15 protein-coding genes are annotated in these 17,738 nt (G+C 71.0%); 4 read left to right on the top strand and 11 right to left on the bottom strand.

Translation table 11 applies throughout. From position 1 onward, the window contains the following. Positions 1-7 precede the first annotated feature (7 nt). The 3 genes from MMB17_RS00390 to MMB17_RS00380 form a co-directional block, all read right to left on the bottom strand. On the bottom strand, positions 8-1,486 hold the full coding sequence (locus MMB17_RS00390; RefSeq protein ID WP_241100670.1) for a GumC family protein: 1,479 nt from the start codon (positions 1,484-1,486) through the stop codon (positions 8-10). A gap of 330 nt (positions 1,487-1,816) precedes the next feature. Continuing rightward, a complete protein-coding gene (locus tag MMB17_RS00385) occupies positions 1,817-2,914 on the bottom strand; it encodes a glycosyltransferase (protein WP_241100669.1) in 1,098 nt (365 codons plus the stop codon). Further along, a complete protein-coding gene (locus MMB17_RS00380) occupies positions 2,911-4,932 on the bottom strand; it encodes a glycosyltransferase (protein ID WP_241100668.1) in 2,022 nt (673 codons plus the stop codon). The genes MMB17_RS00385 and MMB17_RS00380 overlap by 4 nt, the downstream gene beginning before the upstream one ends. Positions 4,933-5,210: 278 nt before the next feature. Between MMB17_RS00380 and MMB17_RS00375 the strand changes: the two genes are divergently transcribed. After that, a complete protein-coding gene (locus tag MMB17_RS00375) occupies positions 5,211-7,178 on the top strand; it encodes a putative bifunctional diguanylate cyclase/phosphodiesterase (protein WP_241100667.1) in 1,968 nt (655 codons plus the stop codon). Between the two features lie 144 nt (positions 7,179-7,322). Here MMB17_RS00375 and recA read toward each other — a convergent pair whose 3' ends face one another. The 8 genes from recA to flgB form a co-directional block, all read right to left on the bottom strand. Continuing rightward, positions 7,323-8,414, bottom strand: coding sequence for a recombinase RecA (gene recA / locus MMB17_RS00370; RefSeq protein ID WP_238309858.1), 1,092 nt, complete (start codon positions 8,412-8,414; stop codon positions 7,323-7,325). Between the two features lie 252 nt (positions 8,415-8,666). Then, positions 8,667-11,348: a cell cycle histidine kinase CckA gene (gene cckA / locus MMB17_RS00365; protein ID WP_241100666.1), complete on the bottom strand. Its 2,682-nt coding sequence runs from the start codon at positions 11,346-11,348 to the stop codon at positions 8,667-8,669. 130 nt (positions 11,349-11,478) lie between these two features. Further along, entirely contained in the window at positions 11,479-12,546 is a 1,068-nt protein-coding gene (gene flhB / locus MMB17_RS00360) for a flagellar biosynthesis protein FlhB (RefSeq protein WP_241100665.1), read from the bottom strand. Between the two features lie 26 nt (positions 12,547-12,572). Beyond that, entirely contained in the window at positions 12,573-13,337 is a 765-nt protein-coding gene (gene fliR, locus MMB17_RS00355) for a flagellar biosynthetic protein FliR (RefSeq protein WP_241100664.1), read from the bottom strand. A 29-nt stretch (positions 13,338-13,366) separates the two neighbouring features. After that, positions 13,367-13,633 (bottom strand): flagellar biosynthesis protein FliQ, encoded by a 267-nt coding sequence (fliQ, locus tag MMB17_RS00350; RefSeq protein ID WP_276518052.1) that lies wholly within the window; start codon positions 13,631-13,633, stop codon positions 13,367-13,369. Between the two features lie 11 nt (positions 13,634-13,644). Beyond that, entirely contained in the window at positions 13,645-13,959 is a 315-nt protein-coding gene (gene fliE / locus MMB17_RS00345; protein WP_238309862.1) for a flagellar hook-basal body complex protein FliE, read from the bottom strand. A 5-nt stretch (positions 13,960-13,964) separates the two neighbouring features. Continuing rightward, positions 13,965-14,375 carry a flagellar basal body rod protein FlgC gene (gene flgC / locus MMB17_RS00340; protein ID WP_238309863.1) on the bottom strand — a complete coding sequence of 137 codons (411 nt, stop codon included), beginning with the start codon at positions 14,373-14,375 and terminating at the stop codon, positions 13,965-13,967. Between the two features lie 21 nt (positions 14,376-14,396). Then, a complete protein-coding gene (gene flgB / locus MMB17_RS00335) occupies positions 14,397-14,816 on the bottom strand; it encodes a flagellar basal body rod protein FlgB (protein ID WP_238309864.1) in 420 nt (139 codons plus the stop codon). 273 nt (positions 14,817-15,089) lie between these two features. Between flgB and MMB17_RS00330 the strand changes: the two genes are divergently transcribed. The 3 genes from MMB17_RS00330 (at position 15,090) to MMB17_RS00320 (ending at position 17,735) form a co-directional block, all read left to right on the top strand. Next, complete coding sequence (locus MMB17_RS00330; protein WP_241100663.1) at positions 15,090-16,382, top strand: hypothetical protein; 1,293 nt, start codon at positions 15,090-15,092, stop codon at positions 16,380-16,382. Positions 16,383-16,463: 81 nt separating this feature from the next. Next, positions 16,464-17,219 carry a flagellar type III secretion system pore protein FliP gene (fliP, locus tag MMB17_RS00325; RefSeq protein ID WP_238309866.1) on the top strand — a complete coding sequence of 252 codons (756 nt, stop codon included), beginning with the start codon at positions 16,464-16,466 and terminating at the stop codon, positions 17,217-17,219. Positions 17,220-17,327: 108 nt separating this feature from the next. Beyond that, positions 17,328-17,735, top strand: coding sequence for a DoxX family protein (locus MMB17_RS00320; protein WP_238309867.1), 408 nt, complete (start codon positions 17,328-17,330; stop codon positions 17,733-17,735). Positions 17,736-17,738 lie beyond the last annotated feature (3 nt).

The following is a 17,738-nucleotide window of genomic DNA, read 5'->3' as shown; positions in this document are numbered from 1 at the left end:
CGCCTCGTCAGACATCGGCGGCCCGCAGGCTGCGCGCCGCGGGAACCGGCCGCTTCTGCGGGCGGGCGCGGCGGCGGTCCCGGTCCGCCCCGAGCATCAGGGCGATCCCCGCGCCGAGGCCGAGGCCGAGCACCAGGGCCAGCGGCAGGATCAGCTTCGGGCTCGGCGGCCAGGAGCGCTGCCGAGCCGGGGTCGCGCTGGAGATGATGCGCACATTGGTGTTGTTGAGGCGTTCCTGCTCGCCCGCCTCGCGGGAGCGGCGCAGGAAGGTTTCGTAGACGGATCGGCGGGAATCCACCTCGCGCTCCAGTTCGCGCAGCCCGACGGTGGCGCGCTCGTTCACGGCCATATCCGTCTTCACGCGGTCAAGGTTCCGGCGGATCGCCGTCTCGCTCGCGGCGGCACGCTCGTAATCCTTCTGCGAGGTGTCGATGATGCGCTCCTTCTCCCGCTGGATCAGGCGCTGCAGGTCGCGCTGCTGCGCGTATTGCTCGGCCATGGCCGGGTGGCGGGCGCCGAGCCGGGTGGCGAGCTCGGCGGTGTTGCGCGAGAGCGTGGCGTATTGCTGCCGCAGGGCCTGCATCTCCAGGGATTGCAGCATCTCGGGCAGCGCCGTGCTGGCATCGCCCGCCCGCATCGCCCGGGCCTGGTCGAGCCGGGCCTTGGCCTCGGCGGCGCGGATCTGCGCGGCGACCAGCTGCTGGTTCAGGTCGCCGAGCTGCTGGTCGTTGAGCAGGCGGCCGCTCGAGGTGGTGAGGCGGTTCTCCTCCCGGTACTTCACGACCTTGCCCTCGGCCTCCTCGACGCCCTGGCGCAGGGCCGCGAGCCGGGAGGACAGGGCGTCGGAGGCGCGGCGGGCGGCCTCGGTGCGGGCGGCGGTCTCCTCGGCGAAATAGGCGTCGCCCACCGCATTGGCGATGTCGGCGGCCTTCTGCGGGTCCTTGGACTGGACGGAGACGTCGATCACGAAGGTGCGCTCGGGCCGGCGCACGGTCATCTTGGTGCGCAGGGTGTCGAGGGCGATGTTCACGGGGTCGCGGCTCGCCGGGGGCGGCATCATGCCGAGGGCGTGCTTGACCGCATTGGCCACCGGGTTGGTGCCGTCGGGCTTGGCGAATTCGTCGTCCTTGTCGAGGCCGAGGCGCTCGACCACCCGGCGCAGCACGTTGTCGGACTGGATCACGCGGACCTGGCTCTCGGCCAGGGACACGCCGGCATCGGCCTGGGGGGCGCGGGCGGTGACCTCGTTGTCGACGACGCGCAGGTCGGACGGGTCGATCAGCACCTGGATGCCGGAGGTGTAGGACGGGGTCATGAGCCCCAGCACCGCCACCGCGGCGGCGACCATGAACAGCGCGCCGAGGACGACGAAGCCCGCCCCCGCCCAGAGGCGGCGCAGGAGCGTGGCCGCGTTCGGGCCGGCTTCGCCCTCCACCACCTCGATCCGGACCGGCTCGCCCCGGAAGGGGCTCGCGAAGTCGAACATCTGTCTCGTCCTTCATGGCCCGAGGCCGGGCCCGGGAAACGCTCTCTCCCCGGGTCGCCGTCCCGCTCCGGCACAGCGGCGCAAGGAATGGGTAACCAACCGCAACCGCGATGCCAGATGCCGGCCCCGCGTCCTCCGACATATCCACCAAATCCGCGCGCCGTTGCATGCCGCAGATCAGGTCTCAGCCGATTTACCTCTCGGTAATCTTAATGTTCGCACCGGAGGCGGCCCCGTTCAGCGCGACTTGTTGGCGAAATCAGGACCGGAGGCGCGGTTGCGGCGGCCATCCACCGCGACCGTCGGTAGCAGAACGGGACGGCGGGGCGGTCAGCGGCGCCGGCTGTCCCGCGGCGGAACGCTCGCTGCGGGATCTTCCCCGTAGACGGAGGGGCCCCGGCTCAGGAAGGCGCGGAAGCGTTCCGCGTCGGCGGCGGCGAGCGCGTTCCAGCGGGCGACATTGGCCCGCGCCGCCCGCCCGTGGCCCGGCGCGCCGGCGAAGGCGAGGAGCGCCGCGGCGCTCGCCGCCGGGTCGCGCGGGTCGATCAGCAGGCCCGACCGGTCCAGCACCTCGGCGAAGACGGCGCCGCGGGGCGCCGCCACCGGCAATCCGCCATGCTGCACCTCGAGCAGGGGCAGGCCGAGCCCCTCCGCCTTCGAGGTCGAGAGCAGGAGATGCGACCGGGCGACCAGCGCCCGCAACGCCGCATCCGCCAGGTAGCCGTGATGGTGCAGGAAGGGCGGCGGCGCATCGAGGAAATCCGCCGCGCCCCAGCCCCGCCGCCCGACGATGTGCAGCTCCGCCTCCACGCCGCCGGCCCGGAGCGCCGCGGCGAGGGCGAGGGCGGCGGGATAGTCCTTGCGCGGCTCCACCGTGCCGATGGCGAGGAGGCGCAGGGTCTCCCCGGGCCGGTGGGGCGCGGGGTCGGGCAGGTCCGCGAGGCCGAACACGTCGCGCACCGGCGGGCGCAGCAGCGCCACCAGCGCGTCGGCCCGGCAGCGCGCCCGCAGGGCCTCGCCGGTGGTGCGCGAATTGACCAGGAAGCGCCGGCCGAACCGCATCGCGAGGGCGAAGCTCGGCGCCATATAGGCCCTGGCCCGCCAGTTCAGCTCGTCCGGCCGGTCGAGCAGGAAGGTGTCGTGGACATAGGTCAGGCAGCGCGCGCCCAGGAGCAGCGCCAGCGGCCCCGGCGGGAAGCCGGGGAAGACCAAGGCCGCCGCCCGGTCGCGCCATCCGCGGGCCGGGATCCCGATCTGCTGCTTGAGGATCATCCCCGGCAGGGAGCGGCTGCGCAGGCACCGCACGGGATGGGGCGCCAGCCGCTCCGGGGCGAACAGATCGAGGGCGACGCGCTCGAGTCCCGTCACGTGCCCGCGCACATGGCTGAGATCGAGCAGGACGGGCCGGGGCGGGAGCGCCGCGCTCATGGGGCCCCCGTCAGCCGCCGCCGCGCCAGGGCGGCGAGGTAGAGCCCGCGGCGCAGGGGCAGGGGCAGGCGTTCGCCGAACAGCCGGCGCTTGAGGCCGCGCAGGCGGCGCAGCGGGGCCGGGGAGGGGACATCGACGGTGCCGGTCGCCCCCGGATCCCGCTCCGCGGCGAAGGCGAAGCGCGCGAGCAGCTCCGGCCCGAACACGAGCCGCCCGTCCCGGGTCAAAGCCGGCCCCGCGCCCCAGTCCCGCAGGGCCTCGTGCAGGGAGAGCACGGCCGCGGCGTGGCTATGCCGGCTCTCGAACAGCAGGCGCGCCGTGGCCCCGTAGCGCGCCCGCGCCGCCCCGTCGGCGATCAGGGCGTTCAGCGCCCGCGCCAGCGCCCCGGGCAGGGGCTCGGCGCAGAGCCCCGTCACCTCGTGCAGGACGGCGGAGGTCAGCCCCGTCGCCCGGTAGGCGACGCTGGGCAGCCCGCACAGGCCGGCCTCGATCGCGGTCTGGCCGAGGGTCTCCAGCCGGCTCGCGGTGAGGTGGATGTCGCAGGCGGCCATCCATTGCGCGAGGCGGCCCTCATCCGCCACCGGCCCGGCGAGATGCAGGTTGGCGACGCCCAGCGCCGCCGGATCGTCGAGCCGGCCGAGGGCGACGAAGCCCACGCCCGGCCGGGCGCAGGCCTGCAAGGTCGCGGCGAGGTCGGCAAACCCCTTCTCCGGCGCGTCCGCGATCACGGCGCCGAACACCACCAGCACGTCGTCCGGCGGCAGGCCGAGCTTCCGGCGCAGGGCCGCCCGGTCCTGGGGGCGGAACACCCCGGTGGGCAGGGCGAGCCGCAGGGGCGCGCTCACGGCGCCGGGGGGCGCCAGCGCCTTGGCCCGGCCGAGGGTCCAGTCGGAATTGGCAAGCAGCAGCAGCCGCTCGCCCCGGGCCAGCACGGCGCGCTTGCGGGCATGGATCCCGGCGATGCGCCGCCGGCCGAGCTGCGGATACTGGTCCGGGGAGGGACAGCGCGCGTCGCAGCCCGTCGTGATCAGGCCGCATGCCTTGGGGTGGGCGCAGCGCCCGGTCAGCGCGAACAGGTCGTGCAGCACCAGGGCGGTGGGCACGCGCTCGGCCACGCGACCGAGGGCGTCGAGGCTGCGCGTCGCCCCGTGCAGGTTGCCGGCGAGGACGAGGTCGTAGGCCGGGGCGCGCCCGGCGATCCGCGCCTCGGCCCGCGGGAAGACATCCGTCCATTCCGCCGCGGCGCTCGCGGAGTCCTCGTCCAGGCGGACGGGTTCGACCGCGTGGCCGCAGAGGGCCAGCGCCTCGGCGAGGCGCCTTTGGGCGATGCCCGCCCCGCCGCGGGGGCCGGAATCGGTGAGGATGGCCAGGGCGAGGGCCGGCCCCGGCTCCTGTGGCCAGGCCGGCGTGATCCGCACCGGGCGGCCGATCCGCGTAGAGGGCGCACCGGACACGGCGAGGCGGGCGATCAGGGCCGGGAGATCGCGGGGCGCGGGCTTGTCCCCGCCGAGCGCCGAGCGGAGGGCGTGCCGGTCGACGAGGCAGCCGCTGCCGTCGCCGGGCCCGGCCAGGGCCGGCTCCGCCAGCAGGCAGAGGGCGCGCGGCGCCGTGTCCGCGTGCAGGGTCAGGCCGAAGGTCAGGGCGGCCCCGGTCATCGCCCGCGCGAGCGCCAGGGCCGCGAGCGCCCCCGGCACCAGGGATTCCCCGGCCTCGAGCAGCAGGAGGGCCTCGGCCCGCTCGTCCGCCAGCAGCGCGGAAAGCTGCGGCGCGTCGCCGGGGGCGAGCCTGAGAAGGCGCAGCTCCGGATAGGCCTCGGCGGCGACCGAGGCGGCGGCCGCCTCGCCGCCGGGACCGGCCGGGACGAGGACGGCGAGGCAGGGCCAGGCGCGTCCGCCCGGCAGGCGATCGGGCCGGGGATCGCGGTGGACGGCCTCGGTCCAGGGCCAGCCGCCGAGGCCATGGCCCGACCGCCCGTGCTGGCCGTCCGGACCGATCGAGGAGGAGGAAGGGATCTGCAAGGAGCGCCGCCGTGACCGCCTGGGACCACGCCACGATTTCTCGTGACGGCGCAAGCCGTCGCGCGCGACGCCCCGTGACCGCCCGCGACGCGCCCCGATCCGCACAGCAACGAGATCGGAAAAACAGGAATTTTAGATCTAAGTAACAGAGAGCGATTAGCGTTCCTATTCAGTGAAAAAGAAAAGAGCCTGATAAGAACAGGCTCCATACCTCACCCGTGCAATGGCATTAGATTGCTCACCTTAAGTTGTGTCGAACCGATCCGGTACTTCGTCCGATGAGCAAGACTACCCTCGGCCATCGACTTCTGAGCGGGCTTCGCGCCCCCAGGCCCGGCGACCGGATCGCCGCCCAGCAGCTGGCGGGGCTGCAGAAGCAGGTTCAGTCGCTCTACGCCCTGCTCTGCATCAACGCCCTCGTCCTGGCCTTCACCCATCGAGACGTCGCGCCGACGATGCTGACCCTCTGGGTTCCGGTCGCGCTCGTGATGTTCTGTGGCCTGCGCGCCTTCAAGTGGTGGCGCCTGCGCCCCGAAACGCTGACCGAGGCGGAGGCCGTGCGTCACCTGCGCCACACGAGCCTGCTGAGCGTCGTGATGGCGCTCGCCTTCGTGAGCTGGGCCCTGCTCCTCGACGTCTATGGCGGTCCCTACGAGCGCTCGCACGTGACGATCTTCGCGGCCGTCACGATCATGGCCTGCATCTTCTGCCTGACGCACCTGCCGATCGCCGCATTCGCCGCCACCGGGATCGTCGTCAGCATCTACTTGATCCATTGCTTCGCGAGCGAGAACGAAGTGTTCATCGCCATGGGCCTGAACATCGCCTTCGTGACGGGGGTGATGGTGCGCGTGCTCACCACCAACTTCCTGGTTTTCATTCGCCTGATCGAATCGCAGGCCGAGACGCAGCGGCTCCTGGAAGAGAACGCCCATCTCGCCCATACCGACAGCCTGACCGGCCTGCCCAACCGCCGCTTCTTCTTTCAGCGCCTCGACACGCTGATCGCGGCCTCCGCCCGGGACGGCAGCACCTTCGCGCTAGCCATCTTCGATCTCGATCGGTTCAAGCCGATCAACGACACCTACGGCCACAATATCGGCGACCGGGTGCTGGCCGAGACCGGCCGCCGGCTCGCCACGTTCGCCGGGCCCGAGGCGATCGTGACGCGGCTCGGCGGCGACGAGTTCGGCCTCCTCCTCCGCAAGTGCGGATCGGCCGCCCAGGTCACCGGCTTCTGCAACCGCATCTGCGAGGCGCTGCATGCGCCGATCCGTCTCGGGGAGATCCAGGTCTTCACGGGCTGCTCCGGTGGCCTCGCCCTCTATCCGAGCGGGGGGCACCAGGCCGATGCCCTGTTCGACCGGGCCGATTACGCGCTCTATCACTCCAAGGAGCATCAGCGCGGGGTCACGACCCTGTTCTCGCACGAGCACGAGGACGCGATCCGCGCCGAACGCGCGGTGGAGACCACGCTTCAGAGCGCCGATCTCGAGGCCGAGATGAGCGTGCACTACCAGCCGATCCTGGACGCGGCGAACGGCACGGTCGCCCTGGTGGAGGGGCTCGCCCGCTGGACGAGCCCGTCCCTCGGCCCGGTGCCGCCCGACCGCTTCATCGCCGCCGCGGAACGCTGCGGCATGATTCACACCCTGACCACCCTGCTCCTGCGCAAGGCGCTGCGCGAGGCCGCGCGACTGCCGCCGGGCGTCGGCCTGTCGTTCAACCTGTCCTCGCAGGATCTCGTCTCACCCGAGACGGTGCTCGCGATCCTCGCCATCGTGCGCAACAGCGGGATCGATCCGCAGCGATTGACCCTGGAACTGACCGAGACGGCGGTGATGGCCGATTTCGAGCGGGCCCGGCAATCGATCGCCACGCTGCGGACGCTCGGCATCAAGATCGCACTCGACGATTTCGGAACCGGCTATTCCAGCCTCGGCTACGTGCATCGCCTGCCGCTGGACAAGATCAAGATCGACCGCAGCTTCATGGCGGACCTCGATTCCGAGCTCGGCCGCAGCGTGGTCACCACGATCATCGACCTGTGCCAGAATCTCGGGGTCGACGGCATCGCCGAGGGGATCGAGACACAGGATCAGTTCCAGGCGGTGCGCCGCTACGGCTGCCGCTACATCCAGGGCTACCTGATCGGCGCCCCGATGCCGATCGACGCGCTGCTCGAGCGGATCGAGGCGATCACCGCCGCGCCCCCCCAGCGCGCGGCGCTCGGTGGAATCCTCTGAGGCGCCACCCGACGAAGGGGGCCGGTTCGTCGAAAGAGCCCTTGCCGAAAGGCGGGCCTGGAGGTGCCGGCCCAGCAGCCGGGGCGGACACGGCGCGGCGCCCCGCCCCGGTTTCCGGGACGAGGGGCCGGGCTTTCGTTGCGATCAGGCCTCGCCGGGCTCGAGATCGTCCTCGGTGGGCTGCGCGTTCTCCAGGATCCGGTCGGCGACGAGGCCGGAATTCTGGCGGATCGAGGCCTCGATCTTGGCCGCGATGTCCGGGTTGTCGCGCAGGAAGCCCTTGGCGTTCTCGCGGCCCTGGCCGAGACGCTGGCTCGAATAGGAGAACCAGGCGCCCGACTTCTCGACGATGCCGGCCTTGACGCCGAGATCGATCAGCTCGCCGACCTTGGACACGCCCTCGCCGAACATGATGTCGAACTCGACCTGCTTGAAGGGCGGCGCGACCTTGTTCTTGACGACCTTGACGCGGACCTGGTTGCCGATGGCCTCGTCCCGGTCCTTGAGCGTCGAGACGCGGCGGATGTCGAGGCGCACCGAGGCGTAGAACTTGAGCGCGTTGCCGCCGGTGGTCGTCTCCGGGCTGCCATACATCACGCCGATCTTCATCCGGATCTGGTTGATGAAGATCACCATGCAGTTCGAGCGGGAGATCGAGCCGGTGAGCTTGCGCAGGGCCTGGCTCATCAGCCGGGCCTGGAGGCCGGGCTGGCTCTCGCCCATCTCGCCCTCGATCTCGGCCCGGGGCGTCAGCGCCGCCACGGAATCGACCACGAGCACGTCGATCGCGCCGGAGCGGACCAGGGTGTCGGTGATCTCGAGGGCCTGCTCGCCGGTATCGGGCTGGGAGATCAGCAGATCGTCGAGATTGACGCCGAGCTTGCGCGCATAGACCGGGTCGAGGGCGTGCTCCGCATCGACGAAGGCGCAGACGCCGCCCTTCTTCTGCGCTTCCGCGATGGTGTGGAGCGCGAGCGTGGTCTTGCCGGAGGATTCGGGGCCGTAGATCTCGATGACGCGGCCGCGGGGCAGGCCGCCGACGCCGAGGGCGATGTCGAGGCCGAGCGAGCCGGTCGAGATCGTCTCGACCTCTTGCACCTTGTCGGCCTTGCCGAGGCGCATGATCGAGCCCTTGCCGAAGGCCCGCTCGATCTGCGTCAGCGCCGCTTCGATCGCCTTCGACTTGTCCTTGTCCATGGTCGAAGGTTCCACCATCTTGAGCGCGGCCTGGGCCATCCGGGGCTCCTTATGCATGGGGTGGGCGCCGTTCTCAACGCCCCTGTCTCCGGATTTTTGTACGCCTTTTGTTCTCGTTTTGCAAGCGTTCCGTTCGCCTTTTCCGTTGTGGCTCGACTCCTCAAGCCGCCTCGAAGCCTTCGGCCCGGGGCTTCGGAGCCGGAGGCCGGCGGCCTCGGAGCCCCGCGGTGGGGACAGCCGCCCGCCTTTCCCGGAGAGAGGCGCGGAACGGCCCGGATCAGCCGGCCCGGATCAGCCGGCCATGGTCTTCTTCACGGTCTCGACGAGCTGCTTCAGGCTGAAGGGCTTGGGCAGGAAGTTGAAGGTCTCGCCCTCGGGCAGGTTCTTGCGGAACGCGTCTTCCGCATAGCCGGAGACGAAGATCATCTTCAGGTCGGGCCGGCTCTTGCGCATCTCGCGAAGCAGAGTCGGGCCGTCCATCTCGGGCATGACCACATCCGACACGACGACATCGATGACGACGTCCTCCTGTTGGATCAGCTTCAGCGCCTCTATTCCGGAGGCCGCCTCGAGAACCGTGTAGCCGCGGGCGGACAACGCACGGGAATTGACCGCGCGCACCGGATCCTCGTCCTCCACCAGCAGCACGGTGGCCTGGCCGGTATGGTCGGCTCCGACCTTGACCGGAGGCGGGGCGGGGGGCGCCGGGGCGGCCTCGGCCCCTGCGGGCGTAAGCGCTTGATCCGGAACGGCTTCCAGCGCCGGATCGGCCCGCAGCAGCACCGCCTGGGCCGGCTTCTGCGCCGACCGGCCGGCCTCGCCGGCAGGCTCCTCCGCCGGCTCGTGCCGGGGCAGGTAGATGCGGAAGGCCGTGCCTTCGCCGACCTTGGACTGGACGTCGATGGTGCCGCCCGACTGCTTGACGATGCCGAACACCGTCGAGAGCCCGAGTCCGGTGCCTTTGCCGATTTCTTTCGTCGTAAAGAACGGCTCGAAGATCTTCTCCATGACGTCCGGCGGAATGCCTTCGCCGGTGTCGAGGACTTCGATCAGCACGTGATCCCCTTCGGGCACGCCGACCGGGCGCTCGCTCCCCTTGGCGACATTGGCGGTGCGGATCACCAGGCGGCCGCCCGAGGGCATCGCGTCCCGGGCATTGACCGCGAGGTTCACGATCACCTGCTCGAACTGGTTCACGTCGGCCTTGATCGGCCAGATGTCGCGCCCGTGCTTCAGGTCGAGATCGACCCGCTCGCCGAGCAGCCGCTTCAGGAGCAGGGTCAGGTCGGAGAGCGCCTCCCCGACATTCATCACCTCCGGTCGCAGGGTCTGGCGCCGGGAGAAGGCGAGCAGCTGGCGCACCAGGCCCGCGGCCCGGTTCGCGTTCTGCTTGATCTGCATGATGTCCTGGAAGACGTGGTCCGTCGGCTTGTGGCTCGCGATGAGCAGGTCCGAATAGCCGATGATCGCCTGCAGCACGTTGTTGAAATCGTGGGCGATTCCGCCGGCGAGCTGGCCGACCGTGTCCATCTTCTGGGTCTGGGCGATCTGCTGCTCGAGCTGGCGCTGGGCGGTGGTGTCCAGGGCGTAGAGGATCACCCGCTCGCGGTCGCCGAGCCCGTCCTCGGCGGAGCCGGAGGAGCCCTCCGAACCGGCGGCGCTCAGCCAGACCCGGGCGGAGCGGTTGCCGGCCCCGACGAGGCCGACCTCGATCGGCTCGGCCTCGCCGAAGCCCCCCGTCGCCCGGGCGAGGGCCGCGTCCACGGTGCCCCGGTCGCGCTCGATCACCGCCTCGCGCATCACCGGCTCGGCGAAGCCGTCGCCGCCCTCCGTGGGCTGGCGCGGCATGCCGCCGAACAGGCGCACGAAGGAGGCGTTGGCCCGGGCGATCCGCCCGGTCTGGTCGAGGGTGGCGATGGCGATCGGGCTGTTGTTGAGGAAGCGCGCGAGCCGCACCTCGGCCGCCCGCTGCGGCTCGTCGCTCTCGGCGCCGGCGGAGCGGTTGAGCACGAAGGTGCGCGACGGCCCGGGCTTGCCGTCCTGGCCGAAGGCGACCCGGTGATAGAGCCGTGCGGGGAGGGGATGGCCGTTGCGCCGGCGCAGGTCGACGTCGAAGCGGTCGGTGCGCACCTCGCCCGCAAGCCCGGCGGCGCCGATGAACACGTCGGCGCCGGGCGCGATCTCGGTGAGGCGCAGGCCGCCGGAGCCCACCGTGGCGAGGTCGTAGCCGAGCCAGGAGGCCAGCGTCGCGTTCATGTAGACGATCGATCCGGCCGGATCGATCGAGAGGAAGCCGGCCGGCGCGTGGTCGAGATAGTCGATCGCGTGCTGGAGCTCCTGGAAGACGTTTTCCTGGCGCTCGCGCTCGTGGGTGATGTCGCTCACCGTCCAGAGCACCGCCGGCCGCCGCGTCCGGGCGATCGGGCGGACGGAGATGCGGTACCAGGCGAAGTCGCGCTCCGGCGCGCCGCCCGGCGGGGGCGACATCCGGATCTCCTCCGTATGCGCGCGGTCGTCCCGGGCGGCCTGGGCGAGGCGATAGACCGCCTCCGACACCTCCGGCGCGCCCACGAAGATGCGCTCCACCGAGCGCAGGGTGCTGAAGCTGTCGCCGCCGGAGAGGCGCATATAGGCCTCGTTGGCGTAGATCAGCCGGCCGCCCTCCTCGACGACGACGGTGCCCTCCGGGGCCGCGTCGACGATGCCGCGGGTGATGTCGTCGCGGGCCGAGGGGCCGGCGAGCTGGAGCGCGCCGATCGCCAGGGCGAAGAGGAAGAACACGCCCGCCATGGCGAGCAGCGCCAGAAGCCCCAGGATGAGGGGCTGCGCCTGCTCGTTGGCGACGAAGGACAGGCCGACGGCGGCGCCGACCAGCAGCCCGGCCAGCATCAGCAGCAGGCCGACCCGGCCCGGCCGCTCGGATCGATCGATAGAGCCCACCGCCGGAACCGGCGCTCCGCCCGCCTCAGCCATCAGTCATCATCCATCCGGCGCGCCGTCCGGCCGGCCCGCACCCTGTCGCGTCCCGGCCCGAGGGGGGCAAAGCGCCCGATATCGCTCGCAAAAAAAGGTGCATAAACCGTGGCGTCCGGCCGTTCCGGCCTCACGCGGCCCGGCGACGCAGGCGAAGCACGAAACCAATCACCTCCGCAACCGCACGGTAGTGTTCCGCCGGGATCTCCTCGCCGACCTCGACGGTGGCATGCAGGGCGCGGGCGAGGGGCGGGTTCTCCATCACCGGCACGTCGTGGTCCTTGGCGAGGGCCCGGATGCGCAGCGCCAGGGAATCGACGCCCTTGGCGACGCAGATCGGCGCGGGCATGCCGGGCTCGTAGCGCAGGGCCACGGCGAAGTGGGTCGGGTTGGTCACGACCACGGTGGCGGTCGGCACGGCGGCCATCATCCGCTTCTTCACCCGCGCATTGCGCAGCTGCCGCAGGCGTCCCTTCACCTCGGGATTGCCCTCGCTCTCCTTGTGCTCCTGCTTCAACTCCTCCTTGGACATGCGCAGGCGCTGGCGCCAGCGGTAGCGCTGGTAGAAGGCATCCCCGAGCACGATCGCGAGATAGGCCGCGAGCATGCCGCCCATCATCCGCAGGCTCAAGGACAGGACCGCCTGGAGCAGGCCGCCGGGTTCGAGATGGGCGAAGGATTCGAGCCGGTCCCGCTCACTCCAGAGCAGCGTCCCGGCCACCGCGCCGACGACGATGAGCTTGGCGAGGCCCTTGCCGAACTGGAACCAGGCCTCCATCCCGAAGATGCGCTTGAGCCCCGAGAGCGGCGAGATCCGCTCGAATTTCGGCATCAGGGTCTCGGCGGTGAAGACCGGGCGATGCTGGAGGAAACCCGCCGCCAGCGCCGCCACGCCGGCCACGCCCGCCGGGATCGCCAGCGCCTGCAGCACGATCAGGAAGGTGCGGCCGGCGATGCCGGCATAGGCATGCTCGTCCGAGGGCACGGCATGGGCATTGGCCAGGAAACCCCGCATGTCGAAGAGCAGCCGCCGCGCCACGGGCGAGGCGGCGATCAGCAGCACCAGGGTGAAGGCGCCGAGGATCGCGAAGGTGTTGATCTCGACGCTGGTGGCGACGTCGCCGCGCTCGATCGCCTGTTCCAGACGCCGCGGGGTCGGGTCTTCGGTCTTGTCTTCCTGCTCGGCGCCCTCGGCCACGACTCATGCCTCCCCGACGGGGCGTGTCAGCGCCCGAGGAAATCGCCGAGATAGCGGCCGAGATCGTCCAGGAAAACGCCCATCACCACCCCGAGCGCCCCGAGCAGGATCAGCATGCCGATCAGGATCGAGGCGGGGACGGCGACGAAGAACACCTGCAATTGCGGCATCAGCCGCGACAGCACGCCGAGCCCGAGATTGAACAGGATCGCGAAGGCGATGAAGGGCGCCGAGATCTGCAGGGCGAGGGCGAAGCCCCGCGCCATGGCCCTGAGGGCGAGCTGCGCCGCCTCCCCCAAGCCCGGAACCCCCTCGGGCGGAAGCAGGGCGTAGCTGCGCCCGACCGCCTCCAGGGCGAGATGGTGCAGGTCGGTGGCGAAGATCAGCGTCACCCCGAGCAGCGTCAGGAAGTTGCCGAGCGCCGCCTGCTGGCCGCCCATGGTCGGGTCGACGGTCATGGCATAGGAGAGGCCGAGCGCCTGCGAGATTACGATGCCCGCCGTCTGCAGGGCGGCGAGCACCATGCGCACCGCGAGCCCCAGCACGAGCCCGACCACCAGCTCGCCGAAGAGCAGCGCGATCAGCCCGGGGCCCGCCAGGGCGCCGTTCGTCTCCGGCAGGAGCGGCCGGACCATGGGGAAGAGCAGGAGCGCCACCAGCAGGGCGAAGGCGAGCCGGATCCGCGCCGAGACGAGCTGCTCGCCGATTCCCGGCATCAGCATGATGAGGGTGCCGACCCGCGCGAAGGTGAGCAGGTAGGCCGCCGCGATTCCCGGCAGGAGCAGGTTCATGGCCCGTCATAGCAGGGGACCGGCCAAGGTTAACCGCCGGATGCGATCCGGGCGGCGATGCGGGTCATGTAGCCGGCCAGCGCGTCGCCCATGAACGGCAGCATCAGCAGCATGGCGCCGAACACCGCGACGATCTTGGGCACGTAGATCAGCGTCTGTTCCTGGATCTGGGTGAGCGCCTGGAACAGGGAGACGGCGAGGCCCACGAGGAGGGCCACGATCATGAGCGGTCCGGCGACCTTCAGGAAGGTGAAGATGCCGTCGCGGGCGATGTCGAGGATGGCGAGGCCGGTCACGGGCGAAGTCCTCAGATCGGCATCCGCATGATCTCTTCGTAAGCCGAGATCACGCGGTCGCGCACGGCGACGAGGGTCTGGAGGGCGGTCTCGCTCTCCGCGACGGCGGTGACGACGTCGACGACGTTCGCCTTGCCCCCGGCGACGGCGAGCGCCTGCCCGTCCGCCTTGGCGCCGGCCTGGGCGATGTTGTCGAGGGTCTGGGTCAGGAGGGCCGAGAAGCCGCCGTCCGAGCCGCTGGTCTGAAGCGGCTTCTGGACGGCGCCCGTGCGCCCGACGGACTGGGCGGCGGCGTAGGCGCCGGCAGCGAAAGCGGAGGTGGCCATGCGCGTCACGCCTTCAGGATTTCGAGGGTGCGGGAGATCATCCGCCGCGTCGCGGTGACCATATTCAGGTTCGCCTCGTAGGAGCGCTGGGCCTCGCGCATGTCCATGTTCTCGACGAGCGCGTTCACGTTGGGCAGGCGCACCTCGCCGCGGGCGTCGGCGGAGGGGTTGTTGGGATCGTACTTCGTGCGGAACGGGCTCTGGTCGCGGCGCACGCGGCCGGTCTCGAGCACGTTCGCGCCGAGCTCACGGTCGAAATGCTGGCTGAAGGTCGGGATCTTGCGCCGATAGGGCTCGCCGCCGGCATTCGGGGAGACCGAATCCGCATTGGCGATGTTCTCGGCGATGACCCGCATGCGGCCGGACTGGGCCTTGAGGCCCGAGGCGGCGATCGCCAGCGTCTTGATGAAATCCATGGCCGCCTCGCGTCAGGATCGTCAGCGCTTGCCGACGGCGATCTTCAGGGCCTCGAGGCTCTTCTGGTAGAGCGAGGCGGCGAGCTGATAGTCCGACTGGTTGTCGCCGGCCTTCAGCATCTCCTCCTCGAGATTCACGCCGTTCCCGCTCGGCCGCACCTCGAAGCCCTGAAAGCGGCGGGGATCGGCCCCCGCGCCGGAGGCCGCCGCCAACCCGATATGGTTCGGGCTCGTCCGGGCGAGGCCGTCGCTGCCGATCTCGGCGGAGGCGGGCGCGGCGAGCCCGCGGATCTCGTTGGGACTCGGCATCGACAGGTCGCGGGGCTTGAAGCCCGGCATGTCGGCATTCGCCACGTTCTCGGCGAGGAGCGACTGGCGCGCCTGGTGCCAGTGCATCTTGGTGCGCAGCATCCCGAGGATGGGCAGGTCGGTCAGAGACATCGGATCCAGAGCCCTCGGCGCGGTCAGGGCCGCTCCCCGCCGGCCGCCCCCTCGGGGAGCGGGGCCGGTGGGCAAAATCTGCCGCCTGCATGGTTAATGGAGCGTTAAGCGATCCGATCGCGGGACGCGTCTCGGCGTGCCGGCCGCTGGGGCTCCCGGGGAAACTGTTAACGAAATCCTTCCCTTGATTGCCCAGGCCGCTTCGGGCGGCGATACTGTTCCAGGTGTAATGCGTAGGGCCTTTCTGCGGCCCTGAACCGAGAGTGTCGGGTCTTGCAGTCCTTTTTCAGTTCGGACGGCTCGTTCCTCCTTCAGTTTCTGGTCGTCTTCCTCGTCATTCTCGTCCTGTTGATGGGCGCGGTCTTCCTGTTCCGGCGGCTCATCGGGCGGGGGATGTCGCTCTCGTCCAAGACGACCCAGCGCGGGCGCCAGCCGCGGCTCGGCATCGTCGACATCTACGAGCTCGACCGGGCCCGCCAGCTCATCCTGTTGCGCCGGGACAATGTCGAGCACCTGCTCCTCGTCGGCGGCCCGAACGACGTGGTGATCGAGCGCAACATCCAGCGGGGCGCCGGCACCCGGCTCGGCCCGGAGCTGATACGGCCCGAACTCGCCCCCGACGCCGCGCCCGGCGCGGAGGGAGAAGGGCCGAGCCTGGATTCGCCGCAGGCGGAACAGTCGCTGTTCGCGGAGCCGGTCTTCGCGATGCCGACCGTCGTGGAGACCCCGCCGCCTTCGCTCGCGCCGAAGGCTGCGCAACCCGAGCCGCCACTGCCGGATCAGGGGCTCTTCGTTCCCGAGCCTCCCGCGGAGGAGGCGTCGACGCCGCAGAGCCGCACCAGGGCCGCCCTCTCGACGGCGAGCCGGGTCGTGATGCGGCGGACCCCGCCGCCCCTGGTCACGCCCAAGCTCGAACCGGCCTCCGAGCGCCAGCGCGACAAGCCCGACCTGTCCGCCGCGGACTCGTTCGGACCGCCCCCCGTGCTGCCGCCGGGCGAGAAGCGCCCGGTCGACCCGGCGGTGCTCTCGGACATGGCGCGCCAACTCCAGGATGCCCTGCGCCGGCCGTCCTCCGCCGTGACCCCGGCTCCGGCACGGCAGGTCGGGCTCGGACCCGCCCTCCCCACCGGCATTCCGCCCGCGCCGGACTCCAGCGCCTCCGCCTCGCTCCCCGGACCGGATCCGATCGCGGCCGGCATGGCGGCCTCCCAGGCTCTGAACCCGACGCCATCGCCCGAGGACGCGCCCGCCCGTCCGAACGCACCGGAGAGCACGGAGAATCCGGCGGCGCCCGTCGCCGCTTCGAAGCCGGCACCGCCTCTGCCTCCGAAGCCGGCGCCCCTGGCTTCGAAGCCGGAGCCGGGGGCGCTTCGAAGCCCCGCGATCCCCGTTCCGCCGCCGGCCGCCGTCGCCGGGCCGGAAAAGCCCGCCGAGCTTGCCGCCGATCCGAAGCCCGCCGCCCCCCAGCCCGGCGCGGCGCCGGCCTCGCCCAATCCCTTCTCGGTGGAGGAGATCGAGGCCGAATTCGCGCGTCTGCTGGGGCGTCCGATCGACAAGAAGAACTGAGACCTGCGGGCGCATTCGGCGGAGGGGCGTGGCTTCGCGCCGCTTGCCGGAGGCGGAGCCCCGACGCAGGTTGCCCGCGCCATGAGCCGGCCGAATCACTTCCTTTCCAGACGTCTCGCCGGCCTCGGCCTGGGCTTCCTGCTCCTGGTGGGCGGTCCGAGCCTCGCCGTCGCGCAGAGCCTGACCGTCGATCTCGGCACGGGCGGAGCGACCGAGCGGGCGCTCCAGCTCGTCGCGCTGATCACGGTGCTGGCGCTCGCGCCCTCCGTGCTGGTGATGGCCACCTCCTTCACGCGGATCGTGGTGGTGCTGTCGATCCTGCGCTCGGCGCTCGGCACGCAGACCGCGCCGCCCAATGCCGTCATCGTGAGCCTGGCGCTGTTCCTCACCGCCTTCGTCATGGCCCCGACGGGCCGGGAGGCCTACCGCGCGGGAATCGAGCCCCTGGTGGCGGGGCAGATCAGCCAGTCGCAGGCCTTCGAGCGGGCCTCGGCCCCCTTCAAGACCTTCATGCTGCGCAATGTGCGGGAGAAGGACCTGAAGCTCTTCCTCGACATGGCGAAGGTGCCCACGCCCTCCGGGCCGGAGGCGGTGGGGCTGGAGATCGTGACGCCCGCCTTTATGATCTCGGAGCTGCGCCGTGCCTTCGAGATCGGCTTCCTCCTGTTCATCCCCTTCCTGATCATCGATCTGGTGGTCGCCTCGGTGCTGATGGCGGTCGGCATGATGATGGTGCCGCCCGCCACCGTGGCGCTCCCGTTCAAGCTGATCTTCTTCGTGCTCGTCGACGGCTGGACGCTGGTGGCGGGCTCGCTGATCCAGAGCTACGGCGCCTGAGCGCCGCGGCCCTGCCCAACCAGGAATTGACTCCGCCGCGCCGTTGCAGGCGCAGTGACGCTGCGGCGCGACAATCGGCGGCCGCGGGAAGACGAGGACGATGGCATCATGGGCGTCGAGACGATCACTGCGACCTGGGGTCCGCGCATGCTCAGCATCCTGCGGATCGTCTCGGGGCTCGTCTTCATGGCGCACGGCACCCAGAAGATCCTGGGCTTCCCGGCGAGCGCCATGAACCCGCCGATCCTGTCGATGCCGGGCATCGCTGGCCTGCTCGAGCTTGTCGGCGGCGCCCTGCTGATCGTCGGCTTCCTCAGCCGCCCGGTCGCCTTCATCCTGTCGGGCGAGATGGCGGTCGCCTATTTCCTCGCCCATGCGCCGAAGAGCTTCTTCCCGGCGCTGAACGGGGGCGATGCCGCGATCCTGTTCTGCTTCGTCTTCCTCTACATCGCAGTGGCCGGCCCCGGCCCCTGGAGCGTCGATGCGCAGCTGCGGCGCGGCACCGCTGCCGTCTGATCG

The sequence above is a fragment of the Methylobacterium organophilum genome (assembly GCF_022533465.1).
Lineage (GTDB): Bacteria > Pseudomonadota > Alphaproteobacteria > Rhizobiales > Beijerinckiaceae > Methylobacterium > Methylobacterium organophilum.
The sequence above is the reverse complement of the archived record's forward strand: the minus strand, read 5'-3'. Positions and strand labels throughout refer to the sequence as shown.

Bases quoted from the DNA above. Each gene is read 5' to 3' on its own strand.
- fliP (WP_238309866.1), top strand. From the start codon at position 16,464: ATGAGCCGGCCGAATCACTTCCTTTCCAGACGTCTCGCCGGCCTCGGC.
- flgB (WP_238309864.1), bottom strand. From the start codon at position 14,816: ATGTCTCTGACCGACCTGCCCATCCTCGGGATGCTGCGCACCAAGATG.
- cckA (WP_241100666.1), bottom strand. From the start codon at position 11,348: ATGGCTGAGGCGGGCGGAGCGCCGGTTCCGGCGGTGGGCTCTATCGAT.
- MMB17_RS00390 (WP_241100670.1), bottom strand. From the start codon at position 1,486: ATGTTCGACTTCGCGAGCCCCTTCCGGGGCGAGCCGGTCCGGATCGAG.
- flgC (WP_238309863.1), bottom strand. From the start codon at position 14,375: ATGGATTTCATCAAGACGCTGGCGATCGCCGCCTCGGGCCTCAAGGCC.
- MMB17_RS00385 (WP_241100669.1), bottom strand. From the start codon at position 2,914: ATGAGCGCGGCGCTCCCGCCCCGGCCCGTCCTGCTCGATCTCAGCCAT.
- MMB17_RS00375 (WP_241100667.1), top strand. From the start codon at position 5,211: ATGAGCAAGACTACCCTCGGCCATCGACTTCTGAGCGGGCTTCGCGCC.
- fliE (WP_238309862.1), bottom strand. From the start codon at position 13,959: ATGGCCACCTCCGCTTTCGCTGCCGGCGCCTACGCCGCCGCCCAGTCC.
- fliR (WP_241100664.1), bottom strand. From the start codon at position 13,337: ATGAACCTGCTCCTGCCGGGAATCGCGGCGGCCTACCTGCTCACCTTC.
- recA (WP_238309858.1), bottom strand. From the start codon at position 8,414: ATGGCCCAGGCCGCGCTCAAGATGGTGGAACCTTCGACCATGGACAAG.
- MMB17_RS00320 (WP_238309867.1), top strand. From the start codon at position 17,328: ATGGGCGTCGAGACGATCACTGCGACCTGGGGTCCGCGCATGCTCAGC.